Genomic DNA, 14,834 nt, shown 5'->3' on the forward strand with positions numbered 1-14,834 from the left:
TCATGCACTTGTTTATGGCAAGGATTTGCTCCATTCCCAGGCTGGGAATAGGACAAACAAAGCCTCATCGTATGAAAACGCCCGCATCACTTTGCCTTTTCGGCGTTTGTGTCGGTGCGCAATACTTGTCGTTTTTAAGCTTACATATGTTTATGCCCGATCTATTGTACCACAAGAGCTGCTTTGTTGTGTAAAATTTCAATGTGAGCTTTGTCTCTTCAGGTCGCTGCTGCTGTGAGGTGGACAAAGGGAGTTAAACCGACTGGCTCCATCGGCAGCCTCATTTCCCTTTACCCTTTTTCACCATTTCGCCAATTAACTCAAGCAGCGGATTAAATGCCTGCTTAACAGGCTTGCCAAGCCGTTTGTCCTCCGTCACCCACTTGCCGCTCCAAAGCCCATTAAGCCATTCGGCTGCTGGCAGCATAGGCAGCACTGCTACTGGCCGATTTGGCAATAATTGCAGCCATTGCTCCCGCTCCACGAAGCGATTATCCTTATTGGCCAACCATACGAAACGCCCTTCCTGAGCATTCAGCTTCTGCTGAAGCGTTTGAAGGCGACGCAGCTGTGGCTGCTGCCATTTTGCCGGAAAAGGATCGGCGACAATACAAACCAGTTGACACCGTGACAGCCACTCGCCTGCTGCCTGCTCATTAAAGCTCGAGTAATCGACAATTTTCACTCCGTAATGCTGCTGATTCAAAAAAAGCTCCCATTTTTCCAAGTCGTATGCTTCTGGCTCTATACGGGCAGGTTCTTGGGCAAGCCATTGAATGGCGCCTTCCTGCCAAGTCCAATAATTATCGAATGCCAGCCTTCCGCTAGCATATTGAGAGGGCAGGAGTGCATGCCATTCCGACTGATTGCTTGGAAATTCAGCTGCGATGCAGCTTACTCCGCTTTGGCCAAGCAGCTTGGCTAGCGTAATAGCGGCAAAAGTTGCTCCCGCTCCGGGTGACAATGATAATAGGGCAATCGTTACGCCATTTGCTTCCGCACTAACGTGACCTTGCCTATTGGGGCAGCCGAATGCCGGCCTGACATGATCGCCACCCGCAAGTTGAACGATTGCCAGCAGTTCGCGCTCTACTTGCTCCATATTTGCGGTGCGTTCCTCGAGTCGATAGGCGAGCATCCTGCTAAGCACATTAGCCAACATGAGAGAGCTCTCTGCATTCATTCGACCCTTCCATTGAAAGTGAGGCTCTAGACGTGGAACAACGGGCAGGGGCTGATACAGCTCACCCCCGCTTGCCAAATAATAGAGCAGTGCTCCAAGCCCATATACATCCGTTCGGGGATCTCTTTGGCTGCTGCCTTGATACTGCTCAGGAGCTGCAAAGCCCGGTGTACCAAGCTTTTGCGTATCTGGGCCTGCCATTGCTTTAACCTGCCTTGCAATGCCAAAATCAATTAAACGCAGATATCCGCCCTCTTCCTCCACCATGACATTGGACGGTTTTAAATCCCGATGAATGATTTGCGGCCTTTGACGGTGCAGGTAGTTAAGTGCCGAACACAACTGGAGGCCAAGCTGAACCACCTCAAGCAGCAGCATTTGGCACTGTCGTTTTTGAAATTGTACAGCAAGCGTTTCTCCATGAATGAAGTCCATCACAACCGCATGCACAGAATGTTTATGTATCAGAAAAGCATCCACGATATGAGGTAGGTTCGGATGATTTAGCCGCACCAGCATGCCCGCCTCCGCGGTAATTGAATGAGCTTCGTCCACTTCCTCCTCTACCGATAGAGGTGTAATTTTAATTGCCCGCAGCTTGCCCTGAAGCTTTCGGTCTTCCACCGCATATACGATGCCCATTCCGCCCTTGCCCAGCACCCGGATAACGGCATAGCGATCTGCTATTATTGAACCCGCCTCCCAAAGTGGGAGTTCATGCTCTCCTTCACGGATAACTTTGCTTCTTTCCATGTTGGTCACCCTTCCCTAGAAATGCAAAAAATCCCGGCTGGACAGACGAATCTCGTTCGTCTCCCAGCCGGGATGCTTTCCCGCTCATGGTTTTAAATAACATTAAGCTTTATTTTAACGCTGATTATATCATGCAGACATCAAAAAAAGAATACCAATTTGAGTATTATTCACTATGCGAATGTTACGATCTGCCCGCATATCCCGCGTTAAACTCCTGAATAATCTGGTCGCCGCCAAGCTTCTTCCACCGCTCTATTTCCTTATCGAACCCTTGCTCATCAAGCAAACCAAGTATAAAAGAGTTGGTCGCATTTTGAATAATGATATTCAGCTCGCCTCCACGTTCATTGGCGGTTGGAGAATCAAGCGAGGCGGCAGGGTTGACGACGAGGAAGCTGCGATTATCCTCTGTCAAGCGGTCACTTTTTTCCCTAAGCGGATCACCCTGCGGACGAATAGCAAGCGCTCTGAGCCCCATCAGCGAAATAAGCGGCCGTACCTCCTGCTCCCATCGCTCGCTTTCATTGGAGAGCAGCTCTACCATATCACCATTTTCCAGCTTATAGTGAATGCCTTCAACGCCATAATTCAGCATATATATGAGCTCAGGGTCAGCAAGCCGATTAAAAAATTCAAGAATACGCAGCAGCTCAGCCTCGCTTTTCACCTGCGATTTTGGGAATACGAATATGCCATTATGCCCCGCCTGCGACCATACATGCGGCTTGCCGTCAGGCCCGTTGATCCGGTTCACCAAATCAATTTCGGCTTTTGGATTGCTTTGAATAAGCGTCTTATATAAATTGCGGCCATCATCCATGTTACCTATATAAACACCCGCGCGCCCCTTCGTAAATTCCTCCCATTGCTGCTGCTTGCTCGTCACCGCAAACTGCTCATTCATCAATTTCCCTTCATACAGCTCCCGCATAAACTTCATCGTATCTTTATAAGCGCTGAACATAAATGCAGGCTGCAGCTCTCCACCCATCCAGCCCCAATCATTAGGCGTGCCAAAATAAGAGGCCAGCGTTTGGAAAGCTCCAAACTTCAAATCGTTGCGATCCGTTAGGCCGTAAGTATCATTTAAACCATTGCCATCAGGATCATTTTTCGTGAACGCCTCCATTACTTTATAAAGGCTTTCCAGATCTGACGGAGCTTCCAGCTTCAACTGGTCGAGCCAATCCTTGCGGTAGATGATGCCCTGGCGGGATAAGTCACGTTCCCGATATATGCCATATATTTTGTTATCAATTGATGTATTTTGCAAAATCGTTTTGTCCATTGCGTTCAAATTCGAAAATTGCGATAAATAAGGACCAATTTCCCAAAAAGCACCGGCACGCACCGCGCTCAAAAAAGCAGAATTGCGAATATCCTGAATCGTGACGATTTTGGTAAGCGCATCCGAAGCAAGCGCGATGTTCAGCTTATCCTCCTTCATTGCATCAGCGACCCAAATAATGGACAGCTTCGTGTTGGTCGCTTCCTCAATATGCCCCAGCACAACATCGGATGGCGGGCTTTCCGTGTATTGAACGGCTGTCCACGTTAAAGCAAGCGGCGCTTCCTTGCTATGAGCGGCCACACTCTCATCGAGCTGTTGGCAGGAAACCATCACTACAGCTGCTCCGCATGCTAAGGCCGTTAAAACCAATTTCGCACAGCGATGAATCTGTCTCTTCACAAAATTCATAGGCAACTTGACCCACTTTCTGGTATAATACCCTAGTAATTAAAGTTGCGAAGCAGTGCAGCGTATGGCTCGCAATAGTTTTGGAGGAGATATGATGACAGCCCCACCTAACCGGTATTTTTTGCGCATTTTGCTGTTCGGCTTTCTAATTAGTTCCTTACCCGTCATTATTGTTGGACTATTCTCCTACATGAAATCCTCCGACACAATTCAGCAAAATGTAAACGCATCCAAGCTGTTGCAGTTGGAGCAAATGCAAATGAATGTGGAGCAGGTCATGCGTACCGTAGACCATTCCATGACGTATTTCGTCAATTCGTCTTTTTTGAAGTCCGCCATGTTGGAACCGCTTAATGTGGAACAATTTCAATTATTTAACCAAATCAAGCAAGAAGTCAACCATTTACAGACATTTGATACAGGAATTGAAAATATTATTTTATTAAGTACCCGGGAAAATTGGTATATTGACAACTCTGGCCTATATCGGCTGAGTGAATTGGACAAAAAAGACCAGCTGCTTCAATATAAGGAGCTGCCCTTTGATTCGCAATGGATTACGGAGCCCGTCAGCAATACTGTGCTGCTTGGCCAATCCTCAAGTCGTTGTACATACGGCATCAGCCTCGTAAAGAAGCTGCCGCTGACGGCTTCAACCAAAAATGGGCTTGCGGTGTCGACGATCCCTTCCTGCTATTTGAACGAGCTGCTTTCCTTTGATAAAAATAGTGAAGCTGTGCTCGTATTTAATGATAGAGGCGAGCTGCTGTTTGGGCAAAATGAAGAGCTGCTGCCGTCTGAGGGCTTATTCACTGCCCTTTTTCAGGATATTACTAAATCTGACTCCCTCCTTGCTCAATTTGATACGCAGCTTGAAGGGACAGACTATACGGTATCCTACCGCAAGTCTGATTATAACGGATGGACGTATGCTTCTATTACATCTCTCCATGCGTTGTCGAAGCAATCCCGTGCCATTGGCTGGTTTACTGTGTTTATTTGCCTAGCTTTGCTTGCTATTACGCTGCTTGTGACCTGGTTCGGCTCTCAACGCTTGTATAAGCCGATTGAGCAGCTGTTTGTGAGCGTCTTCCAGCTGTTTCCCTCCAAGCATGATAAGCCAAGCCACGACGGGTTCGTCTATATTGCCGATCAAATTCGGCATGTCATTCGTGAGAAAAGTGAATTGGAAAGCACGATGAACAATCAGATTGACAGCTTGCGCACATTGTTCATGATGGAGCTGTACCAAGGAAAAAGCAACAGTCGAACGATTGAAGAGCGGCTCAAGACGCTTTCCTTGCCTACGGCGTTTAATGGCTATGCGATTATGACGCTGCGTATTGATTTTTTTGAAGGAACGAGCTATTCGAAGGGCGATACCGATTTGCTGCTGTTCGCCGTGAATAATATTGTGGAGGAATTGGTTGATGCGAGCGACAGGCTGGCGCCTATCGTCTACGAACAGTCGCAAATTACACTTCTGCTGAACCGTGAGCATAATCAGGATACTTTTTTTGCCCAATTGGTTCCATTGGCAGAGCAAATTGCGCAAACCGTAAAAGAAGTGCTGAATCTGTCCGTCAGCTTCGGTTTTAGCGGCTACCATGACAAGCTCAAGTCAGCGGGCACTGCGCTTGAGGAAAGTATGGAGGCTTATAAGCATCTAAAGCGGTTTGGCGACTCCTCGGCGATGTTTTATCGGGATCTGCCACAAAAGCTGAGCTTCAATACTTCTTATCCGGTACGCCTGCAGACGGAGCTAAATGACGCTATCAAGCTTGGAGATCGCACCAAAAGCGACGAAGCGCTGGCGGAGCTATTCGAAGCGGTGTTTAAGCAGCAGCTGAGCGCCCATGATTTTGAGCTGACGACTGCAAGGCTGCTAATTGATTTGATTCATCTGTCCCAGTCGCTCGGCATTCACGAGATGGAGCTTGGCGACCATTCATCCTTATTTGAATATTTGTTCAAGCCGCACTCTCCGAAGGAAGTTCGCAACTGGTTTCTGCAAAACATCGTGGAACCGATTATTGTAGCGGTAGAGGAGCGAACCAATTCTCAGTATAAAAATATTTCTGAGGAGATCATTCATATGATTCACCAGCAATATGACCAGGAGATTACGCTGGAAGCCATTGCGGCGAGCATGCATTACAATGCGAACTATGTAAGCAGCGTATTCCGCAAGGAAACTGGAACTTCCTTCAGCGAATATTTGGCTGCGCATCGTCACCGCATCGCGCTTGGCCTGCTTCAGGATACCAATATATCGGTCAAGGAAATTTCCGAGCGGCTGCAATATACGAATCCGCAAAATTTCATTCGTTCCTTCCGCAAGCTCGAAGGAACAACTCCCGGCAAATACCGGGAGCTGCATCAGCCGGGGTAGCCAATTACTGCTCCCCCGGCTAATCTGCCAATTCCTGTTGTGCTTGAGCTGGCAGCAAACTAAGTACGCCATCCAGCTCCACACAAGCCAGAACGAAGGCTCCTACACCATGCAAATCGTTTTCGCTAGTTGGGCGCGTCACATAGTTGCGATAATCCCCCGCTGACGTTCCGATGCAGATGCCGGTCACAATTAGTCCCGTCTCATCGGAATGCAGCGTGCGGAGCAGCCCTTCATAGCCTTTTACCGCAATCTCCGAATAAGCTTTCGAAATGCACCCATGCTTAATCGCTTTCGCTATCGTATATAGAAAGAGGCATGTGCACGAGGTTTCCAGCCAATTGTCCTCCCGCTCGCCTTTATTGACAACCTGATACCACAATCCGCTTTTATCATCCTGAAACTCGGTGAGCGCTTCAACAAGGGCCGCGACCTCCAGCTCGATTGCAGCTCTGCCCGTATGTGTAGCCGGCAATACATCGAGAAAATCTACAAGTGCCATGCCATACCAGCCGAGTGATCGGCCCCAAAACTCTGGTGAGCAGCCCGTCTCCGGGTTTGCCCATGGCATGCTTCGCGTCTCATCCCACGCATGATACAGCAATCCTGTCCGTGTATCCTTCATATGCCGATTCATTAATCGCTCCTGCTTGAGCGCCATATCCAGCAGCTCAGGCTTGTCATATTTCGCACCATAAATCATTGCGAATACACCGCCCATATAGAGACCATCCAGCCACATTTGATACGGATATTTATCCTTATGCCAGAAGCCTCCCTCTGATGTCTGATTAAGCGTCCCGAACAGTCCGAGCAGACGGTCTGCCGCCAGGCGATACCGCGGATCATCAAACTGTTCATCCAGCGTAAACAAAATCAGCCCAGCCATTATCGCATCCAGCTCGCCGCGATCAAAAGTCAGATTCCCATATGAATCGATTAAGGCATCCGCATAGCTTTTAATATAAAGCAAATAACGCTCGTCGCCATTTTGCTCCCATACCTTGAGCATACCATACAAAAATACGCCTTGATGGTAATGCCAGCGGTTTGCTGGAGGCAAGTCATGCGCTTGGGGAAATCTCGCCATTAAGGAATCGCAGGCGGCAACGCCCCATTCCAGCGCTAACGCATCGCGTACACGCATCGTTTCAGCTAAAGTGGATAGACTCATTTGACTACAACCTCTCTTCATATAGGATACAAGGATGACAACCCCGGGAACCCCCGAAGGGAAGTGTCTGCAAGCAGACTACCCCTTCACCGAGCCCAGTAAAGCGCCTTTATCAAAATACTTTTGCAAAAATGGATATACGAGCAATACCGGAACGGTCGCTACCACGATGACGGCCATTTTGATCGTCTGATCTGGAGGCGTAACGAAATCACCCGAGAAGCCCGATGAATCCGCCGTCAAGCCGCTTGCCAAAATAACAATTTGCCGCAGTAATACTTGAATCGGCCACTTTTCAGCACTATCAATGTACAAAATCGCCGGCAAATACGTGTTCCAATACGTTACGGCATAAAAGAGGGAAATCGTTGCAATCGCAGGCATGGAGAGCGGAATGACAATACGGAATAAAATGCCCCAATCCGTGCAGCCATCGATTTTTGCCGACTCCTCAAGACCATCCGGCAAGTTTTGAAAGAAGCTGCGCAAAATAATCAAGTTAAACGCATTAATAGCCGTTGGCACAATAAGCGCCGCATAGCTGTCAATCATGCCTAGCGATTTGACGACGATGAAGGTCGGAATCATCCCGCCGCTGAACAGCATCGTAAACACAATCATAAACATGATCTGCTTGCGACCAACCAAATCACGTCGAGACAAGCCATAGGCCATCAGTGACGTAAGTATCATGCTGAACAGCGTACCAAAGCTAGTAACCCCAATCGAAACCAGCATACTGCGAAAAATGGTATTCGTTGAGAAAATATAGGCATACGCATCCCAGCTAATTTTCGTTGGGAACAGGACGAACCGCTTTTGCGCAAGCTCATCAACTGTCGTTAGCGATCCAGCAATAATATGCAGGAAAGGAAGAATTGTCACTAACGCAACTAAAAATAATATTACATAGACAGCGCCATCAAATAAGCGGCCGCCAATCGTTTTGTCATGCACCATAATAGCCTTTCCTCCTCAAGATGTTGATTCGGCGGCAAACGTATATCTTAATATACGCCCTCTTCGCCGAATTTTTTGGCCAGCCAGTTCGCGGACATTACCAGTACTAAACCGACGAAGGATTTGAAGAAGCCTACCGCGGTGCTGTAGCTGAACTGCCCTTGTTTAAGCCCCGCTGTATACACATACGTATCAAAGATTTCCGCCACATTCCGGTTCATCGCGTTAAGCAGCAAATACACATGCTCAAATCCCAGCTCTAGGACATCGCCAATTTTCAAAATGAGCAGGATTACAATAACGCTGCGGATTGACGGCAATGTAATATGCCAAATTTGGCGGAAACGGTTGGCACCGTCCATCCGCGATGCCTCGTACAGCTGCGGATCGATGGCCGCAATGGCCGCCAGGTACACAATCGTTCCCCAGCCGGCTTCACGCCAGATGACCTGCAATATGTACATTGGCCGGAACCATTCATCGCTTAGCAGAAAGTTGATTTTCTGCATGCCCATCGCATCAAGCCCCTCATTAATCATACCGCCATCCATCGTGACCATGACGAAAGAAATCGATACGATGATAACCCAGGACATAAAATGCGGAATGTACACAATCGTTTGTACAAAACGCTTGAAGGCTTGCAGTCTTACTTCATTTAACAAGATCGCAAGTATGATGGGGACCGGAAAGAAGAAAATTAAGTTCATCAGAAACAAGACGATCGTATTGCGAAAAATAGTCCAAAACATCGGTTCGGTAAACAGGCGCTGATAATGCTTGAAGCCTACCCAATCACTTCCGAGAATACCGTCGTATGGACGGTATTCCTGGAAGGAGATCACAAGCCCCCACATGGGGAAGTATTTGAATAAGACGAAATACAGCAGTCCCGGCAAAATCATGAGGTAGATTGCTTTATTTTTCAATATACGCCGGCGAAGGTCATGCTTCTTCATGTCCGGCTTAACGGCTGCTACTGCTGACGCTGAGTTGCTGCTCATGTGAAACATCCTTTCGGTTCCCTGTTTTTACAGGAGTTCTATTCCTATTGCGATTTAGCTAAAGAATCATTGTATTCAGCGATAATGCTCTCGCCGCCGCCTTTTTTCCAACGCTCGATTTCACCATCAAATCCTGCGGCGTCCAGATTGCCTAGAATATAGCGGTACGTCGCATCGTTAATAATTTGCTGAAGCTCTACACCCTTCTCGCCAAATGTCTTGGAATCAAGTGCCGCTGTTGGATCGTTAATCAGCATGCTGTTGTTTTCGATAATGAGTTCCTCTGCTTTTGCTTTAGCTGGAAGCTTGTTGTAGGGACGCAGCATATCAATCGTGCTTTCGCCGCCCACTTGCAAAATTTCGTAAGGCTTTTGCTCGCGGTCTGTCATTTTCGTGTCTTCGACCTTTTGCACTAAGCCGCCTTCTACGAGCGTGTAATGCTTGTCTGGAACTCCCCATTTCACGAGATTGGCCAGCTCTGGCTCCATCAGCTTGTCATAGAAAGCTAAAATATTTTTCAGCTCTTCTTCCGATTTAACGGCTGATTTCGGGAACAATACTAAGTTTCCGTAGCCTGGAATCGACCAAATACCCGCATCGCCGTTCGGTCCGCTAATGTGATTCGCTACATCGTAAAGGGCGTTTGGATTAATTTCCACGGTTTTCTGGTGCAAGCTTTGCACATCCGCCATCGAGCCAATGTACATGCCCGCTTTTCCTGTAATGACCAGATTCTGCTGATCTTCCTTGCTCGTAACCGGGAAGTCTTTATTGATTAGGCCTTCGTCATACAGCTTCTTGAAGTAATCCATCGTTTCTTTATACTGCGAGAACATAAATTCCGGCTGCAGCTTGCCGTCTGCTAAGCCCCAATTGTTTGGTGTGCCAAAATACGAGGCAACCGTTTTGAAAGCGCCATACACCAAATCGCTGCGGTCGGTCAGGCCCATCGTATCCGCCTTGCCGTTGCCATCCGGATCGCCTTCCTTAAACTGCTTCAGCATATTGTACAGCTCATCCGTCGTTTTTGGTGCTGCGAGACCTAGCTTATCCGCCCAGTCCTTGCGGAAAATAATGCCTTGACGCGATAGCGGACGCTCTTGATAGATAGCATACGTTTTGCCGTCTACTGCTGTATTTTTCACAACCAGCTCATCGAGCTTGCTTAAGTTCGGGTAGTCCTTAATGAAAGGACCAATTTCCCAAAATTGGTTATTGCGAATCGCGTCGCGGAATAGAATGTAGGTGGTCTGATTTTTCATGTATACAGCCTGAGGCAAGGAGCCCGTTGCAAATGACGAGTTCAGTTTTTCTTCATAGCTGCCATCTGGTACCCAGTTAATCGTCAAATCCGTATTCGTTTTTTCCTCTAGCAATTTCTCAATCGCATCTGTAGGAACTTCGGGTGTATGCAAGTTTGTCATTATTGTCAGCTTAAAAGGAGCTTGTGCTTCGCTCGTAGGTGCGCCTCCTTGATTAGTGCCTGATGTTGCGCTTCCCTCTTTCACTCCTGAGCCTGATGCACAACCTGCCAAAATACAGCCTGCTAATGTCGTAGTACACAAGACACGAAATGTTGATGCCATTTGTTTCTTTCTCATGCTTTGACCTCCCGAATTTGGAATTCATTTAGGTGCTCTTGTTACCCTTTTATCGTATACCCCGCCGGGGCAGTTTGCCTATAATCACCACGCCATATGTTATGGCGCAATCCCTTGTGGCGCAAGGGTTACAGCCAGATGTGAGTTGAGGATTATAGTGGTTATGCCCTAAATCCAGCCCTTTTTCAGCCAAAAAAAGGGCAGCAAAAAAGCATGCAGGGTGTAGCTCGATTGCTCCCTGCATGCTTTTTAAAAATATAAGAAAGTATATAATTTTTCTATCCTCCCTCTATATTTCTCGGAATAAAACGCGCCGCGCCGCCAGAGGACGGCGACAGCCGTTTCACCTTGAATACTATCGCTTTCAAGTTGAGCTTGGTGTTGGAATTGGTGTTGGAATTGGTGTTGGTACAGCGCTCGCTCCCGCATCTTCCACACCCGTTGGTGACTCCTCCACATTCGAAGTTTCGGTTGCTGGAGCAGCCGTTGGCGTTGACTCTACTGATGGCTCCGTCACCACCAGCTTCCTTTTTCCCTCGTCACCTTATAGACACCTGCTTTAACGCTCTTAGCTGTCTCCCGGTTCAGTACGGGAAAACGATAAGTTGTTGCAGGCGAGGTCAGTTCGATGGTGGCAGATGCTTTCTTTGCTTTTTCGCTCAGCATCGCTTGTTCGTAAGCTGTCGTCCCAATAAGCCACATCGTATCCTTATGCTGCTTCCTAGATTTACAAAATATTATACTTATGGATATACCAGCACAGCGCGTTTCAGTCCGAGAAATATAAGCACAATTTATACGTGAAAACTTATAAATTCTTATATTTTAAAAAAAGTGAAAAAGGAAAGGTGAAAACGATGACAGCCAATCAACCTGCTTCAGCATTTTCGCTGTTAAGCAATCGATTTGTGCAAGCGATATTGATGCCCACTTTATTTTTGCAAATCGGCATCTGGGTACGGAATATCGCGGTTCTGCTTTATGTGAAAAAAATGACTAATGATGATGCATTTGCCGTGTCCCTCATCTCCGTAGCGGAATTCGCGCCCATCTTCGTATTTTCGTTTATTGGCGGGACGTTCGCAGACCGCTGGCGACCCAAGAAAACGATGGTATGGTGCGACCTGTTAAGCGCCCTATCCATTCTAGCCGTGCTATTCGCCATGGAAAATGGGACTTGGCATGCCGTCTTTTTTGCAACATTAGTTTCAGCCATCTTGTCTCAATTTTCTCAGCCTGCTGGCATGAAGCTGTTCAAGCTGCATGTTCCTGAGCATTTAGTACAGACGGGGATGTCGCTATATCAAACGCTGTTCGCCGTATTTATGATTTTCGGCCCCGTCGTTGGGACATTTGTCTACCAAAGCTACGGCATCGAGACGGCCATTGGTGTAACGGGAGCAGCCTTTCTACTATCTGCTGCTTCGCTAGCTTTCCTGCCGCATGATCGAAACGATGCTGGGGAGCAGCAAAATTCCCGGGTGCTGGAGGACATTAAGGCCGGCTTCCGCTACGTATGGTCAAGTAAAATTCTGCGTACACTCGGCGGCGGCTTCATTGCTGCTGGACTTGGCCTCGGCTTGATTCAACCAATGGGCATTTTCCTTATTACGGAGCGGCTCGGGAAACCGGAGGATTATTTGCAGTGGTTTCTATTAGTGAACGGCATAGCCATGATTATCGGCGGCGTGCTTGCGATGAGCTTCTCCAGCAAACTATCGCCGCAGAAGCTTCTGGCGCTTGGCATGACGGTCGACAGCCTAGCAATGATCGCTATGGGACTATCGAAGGATTACTGGTTCACGCTTGGTCTTCAGTTTATAAGCGGTTTTGCGCTGCCATGCATCCAAATTGGCATTAATACTTTGATTTTACAAAATACAAAGGAATCCTTTATCGGCCGCGTAAATGGCATTCTAACTCCGATGTTCATGGGCTCGATGGTCATTACGATGATGCTGTCGGGTTTAATGAAAAATGCCATTTCGCTCACGCCTATGTATATCATTGCAGGTTTATTTTTCCTTGCAGGTGTAGCCATTCTCCTTCCATTATTTAAGTTGCAGAGCGGAATTAAGCCTTTGGCAGAGAAGGCTTTGGCTGAGTAGATAAGCAGATTAAAAAAAACGCTTCCCCACCTAAAGTGGAGAAGCGTTTTTTACTGCTACGAAAACTCTCGTTTTTTAGATTGCAGCACCGTTGCCAGGAAAGCGAGTGTCAGCCCTTGGCCCCAGCCTTGAATCCGTTTACAGGATACTCCTTTATAGCCTTCCGCATCATTCATAACAGCCGTACCAGCCGATACACCTTGTACAGCGCCATCTTCAGTAATTTGCTCCAAAATGCCGTCAATCGACTTCTGGATGTATTTATTGTACAGCGACCCGAAAGTGAACAAGCCTACCCCGATGCCTGCCGAACCGGATGTTTCCTCATAGGAGGCAGGGTCGGTCACAATCGTATGCCAGAGTCCCTTCTCTGATTGCAGGCGCACTAGCGTAGCTGCCTGATCGCGCAGCGACCCTTCAATAATCATAAAGGATGGGTGCTGTACGGCAATGAGCGGAAGCGCTTTGGCCATCGTAAGCGCAGCCCAGCCATTGCCGCGTGCCCAGAAAATGCTCGACATATGGTTTTGTGCAATATTATCCCAGCCATGATAATACAAGTTGCTGACAGGGTCTTGCAATACACGCTCATGTCCATGATATTGCAGCAGTCCGTCCTCCAAATAATCTTCCCGCCCCAGAAGCTCGCCCATGCGAATGAGGAAGTAGCCTGCCATCATCATCGTATCAACCCACGCCTGCTCAGGAAAATTGTAGGTTTCAGAATTAACCGTATGCTGAAAAATGCCTTCTGCAAACCGTACCGCATCGTTTTGCAAATAATCTGCCATTTTAATTGCAATATCTAAATACTTACGGTCATCGGTTGCCTTATATAACGTAATGAGAGCGTGGCCAATGGATACGCCATTAACCGAAAGCTTAGGAAGATCGTCCTCAAGCTTCTCGTCTACCCATTCTTTTAGCAGCGTTAAGTATTTTTCATTTCCCGTTGCCTCATAAGCTTCACATACGCCGAAGAATGCGACGCCGCCGGGCCAATCCCAGCCAAAATCCATACGAAACGTACGGTCTACGACTTTATCGATTACTTCACGTATATGCTGTTCATCAAATTGCAGCTGTGGCATTTCACTCGTCTCCTCATTATGCATGATTGCTATTTCAACCCGCTTGTGCTTATTCCTTCAACAATATAACGCTGGAATAAGAAGAATACACCTAACACCGGAATCAAGCTTACGATCGACATCGCGAACATGGCACCCCAGTTGGATACACTTTCGCTGTCGAGGAACATTTTCAAGCCTAGTGATACGGTATAAGCGCTTGGTTTATTCAGGTAAAGCAACGGACCCATTAAATCTTCCCAACGCCAGTAGAAGGAAAAGATCGAAGCGGTTGCCAGAGCCGGAATAATAAGCGGCAGAATAATTCGTAAAAACAATCCAAACTTCCCAACTCCGTCAATCGTAGCTGCTTCATCCATCTCTCTTGGAATGGTCCGTATAAATTGAACCATCAGGAAGATGAAAAATGGAACACCGAAGTATTGAGGGACAACAATTGGCGAAATCGTACCAATCCAGCCTAGCTTGGAGAACATAATGTATTGCGGAACAAGTACTACGTCATGTGGCAGCATAAGCGTAACCATCATAATAGCGAACCAGATCGCTCTACCCTTAAATTGCAGACGTGCGAAGCCAAAGGCGATAAAAGCGGAAGACAATACCGCTCCAATCGTCGAGAGAATAACGATTTCCAGCGAGTTTGTAATAAAGCTCATGAAAGATTGTCCAGAGGACCCAATCCATCCCGTAACGTAGTTGCTCCAAATCCATGGATCAGGAATGAGTGAGCTCGATGTTGTAAAAATAAGATTACTAGGCTTAAAGGAGCTCATGAGCAGCCAAATAACAGGATACACCATAACGATCGCCAGCAGACCAACAAAAATGTGATAAATCGGCCACTTAAATTTTTTAAGTATCAT

General features: G+C 47.4%; 12 protein-coding genes. 2 read left to right on the top strand and 10 right to left on the bottom strand.

Annotated features, from left to right (window positions below; translation table 11 throughout):
- Positions 1-280: 280 nt before the first annotated feature.
- The gene (locus MHB80_RS15585) at positions 281-1,936 is read right to left on the bottom strand and encodes a serine/threonine-protein kinase (protein WP_341277859.1); all 1,656 of its coding nucleotides are present in this window, start codon (positions 1,934-1,936) and stop codon (positions 281-283) included.
- A 184-nt stretch (positions 1,937-2,120) separates the two neighbouring features.
- Positions 2,121-3,560: an extracellular solute-binding protein gene (locus MHB80_RS15590; RefSeq protein WP_341277860.1), complete on the bottom strand. Its 1,440-nt coding sequence runs from the start codon at positions 3,558-3,560 to the stop codon at positions 2,121-2,123.
- Between the two features lie 169 nt (positions 3,561-3,729).
- Here MHB80_RS15590 and MHB80_RS15595 point away from each other — a divergent pair, with 169 nt between their 5' ends.
- Positions 3,730-6,030 (top strand): helix-turn-helix domain-containing protein, encoded by a 2,301-nt coding sequence (locus tag MHB80_RS15595; RefSeq protein ID WP_341277861.1) that lies wholly within the window; start codon positions 3,730-3,732, stop codon positions 6,028-6,030.
- Between the two features lie 19 nt (positions 6,031-6,049).
- On the opposite strand, the gene MHB80_RS15600 is transcribed toward MHB80_RS15595, so the two are convergent.
- The 6 genes from MHB80_RS15600 to MHB80_RS15625 all read right to left on the bottom strand — a co-directional run bounded on the left by MHB80_RS15600 (position 6,050) and on the right by MHB80_RS15625 (position 11,471).
- On the bottom strand, positions 6,050-7,204 hold the full coding sequence (locus MHB80_RS15600) for a glycoside hydrolase family 88 protein (protein ID WP_341277862.1): 1,155 nt from the start codon (positions 7,202-7,204) through the stop codon (positions 6,050-6,052).
- 78 nt (positions 7,205-7,282) lie between these two features.
- Positions 7,283-8,164 (bottom strand): carbohydrate ABC transporter permease, encoded by an 882-nt coding sequence (locus MHB80_RS15605; RefSeq protein WP_341277863.1) that lies wholly within the window; start codon positions 8,162-8,164, stop codon positions 7,283-7,285.
- A 47-nt stretch (positions 8,165-8,211) separates the two neighbouring features.
- Complete coding sequence (locus tag MHB80_RS15610; RefSeq protein ID WP_338556793.1) at positions 8,212-9,123, bottom strand: sugar ABC transporter permease; 912 nt, start codon at positions 9,121-9,123, stop codon at positions 8,212-8,214.
- Between the two features lie 89 nt (positions 9,124-9,212).
- Positions 9,213-10,769, bottom strand: a complete 1,557-nt coding sequence (locus MHB80_RS15615; protein ID WP_341277864.1) for an extracellular solute-binding protein — start codon at positions 10,767-10,769, stop codon at positions 9,213-9,215.
- A gap of 364 nt (positions 10,770-11,133) precedes the next feature.
- The gene (locus tag MHB80_RS15620; protein WP_341277865.1) at positions 11,134-11,286 is read right to left on the bottom strand and encodes a hypothetical protein; all 153 of its coding nucleotides are present in this window, start codon (positions 11,284-11,286) and stop codon (positions 11,134-11,136) included.
- Positions 11,283-11,471 carry a hypothetical protein gene (locus MHB80_RS15625; RefSeq protein WP_341277866.1) on the bottom strand — a complete coding sequence of 63 codons (189 nt, stop codon included), beginning with the start codon at positions 11,469-11,471 and terminating at the stop codon, positions 11,283-11,285. The genes MHB80_RS15620 and MHB80_RS15625 overlap by 4 nt, the downstream gene beginning before the upstream one ends.
- 155 nt (positions 11,472-11,626) lie before the next feature.
- On the opposite strand from MHB80_RS15625, the gene MHB80_RS15630 reads away from it, so the two are divergent.
- On the top strand, positions 11,627-12,877 hold the full coding sequence (locus MHB80_RS15630) for an MFS transporter (protein ID WP_341277867.1): 1,251 nt from the start codon (positions 11,627-11,629) through the stop codon (positions 12,875-12,877).
- A gap of 56 nt (positions 12,878-12,933) precedes the next feature.
- Here MHB80_RS15630 and MHB80_RS15635 read toward each other — a convergent pair whose 3' ends face one another.
- Together MHB80_RS15635 and MHB80_RS15640 are read right to left on the bottom strand one after the other, a co-directional pair.
- On the bottom strand, positions 12,934-13,968 hold the full coding sequence (locus tag MHB80_RS15635; protein WP_341277868.1) for a glycoside hydrolase family 88 protein: 1,035 nt from the start codon (positions 13,966-13,968) through the stop codon (positions 12,934-12,936).
- A gap of 29 nt (positions 13,969-13,997) precedes the next feature.
- Positions 13,998-14,834 carry a carbohydrate ABC transporter permease gene (locus MHB80_RS15640; RefSeq protein ID WP_341277869.1) on the bottom strand — a complete coding sequence of 279 codons (837 nt, stop codon included), beginning with the start codon at positions 14,832-14,834 and terminating at the stop codon, positions 13,998-14,000.

The sequence above is a fragment of the Paenibacillus sp. FSL H8-0537 genome, from assembly GCF_038051995.1.
In the GTDB taxonomy this organism is placed as follows: domain Bacteria; phylum Bacillota; class Bacilli; order Paenibacillales; family Paenibacillaceae; genus Pristimantibacillus.

Bases quoted from the DNA above. Each gene is read 5' to 3' on its own strand.
- MHB80_RS15585 (WP_341277859.1), bottom strand. From the start codon at position 1,936: ATGGAAAGAAGCAAAGTTATCCGTGAAGGAGAGCATGAACTCCCACTT.
- MHB80_RS15590 (WP_341277860.1), bottom strand. From the start codon at position 3,560: ATGGTTTCCTGCCAACAGCTCGATGAGAGTGTGGCCGCTCATAGCAAG.
- MHB80_RS15595 (WP_341277861.1), top strand. From the start codon at position 3,730: ATGATGACAGCCCCACCTAACCGGTATTTTTTGCGCATTTTGCTGTTC.
- MHB80_RS15600 (WP_341277862.1), bottom strand. From the start codon at position 7,204: ATGAGTCTATCCACTTTAGCTGAAACGATGCGTGTACGCGATGCGTTA.
- MHB80_RS15605 (WP_341277863.1), bottom strand. From the start codon at position 8,164: ATGGTGCATGACAAAACGATTGGCGGCCGCTTATTTGATGGCGCTGTC.
- MHB80_RS15610 (WP_338556793.1), bottom strand. From the start codon at position 9,123: ATGAAGAAGCATGACCTTCGCCGGCGTATATTGAAAAATAAAGCAATC.
- MHB80_RS15615 (WP_341277864.1), bottom strand. From the start codon at position 10,769: ATGAGAAAGAAACAAATGGCATCAACATTTCGTGTCTTGTGTACTACG.
- MHB80_RS15625 (WP_341277866.1), bottom strand. From the start codon at position 11,471: ATGTGGCTTATTGGGACGACAGCTTACGAACAAGCGATGCTGAGCGAA.
- MHB80_RS15630 (WP_341277867.1), top strand. From the start codon at position 11,627: ATGACAGCCAATCAACCTGCTTCAGCATTTTCGCTGTTAAGCAATCGA.
- MHB80_RS15635 (WP_341277868.1), bottom strand. From the start codon at position 13,968: ATGCCACAGCTGCAATTTGATGAACAGCATATACGTGAAGTAATCGAT.
- MHB80_RS15640 (WP_341277869.1), bottom strand. From the start codon at position 14,834: ATGATACTTAAAAAATTTAAGTGGCCGATTTATCACATTTTTGTTGGT.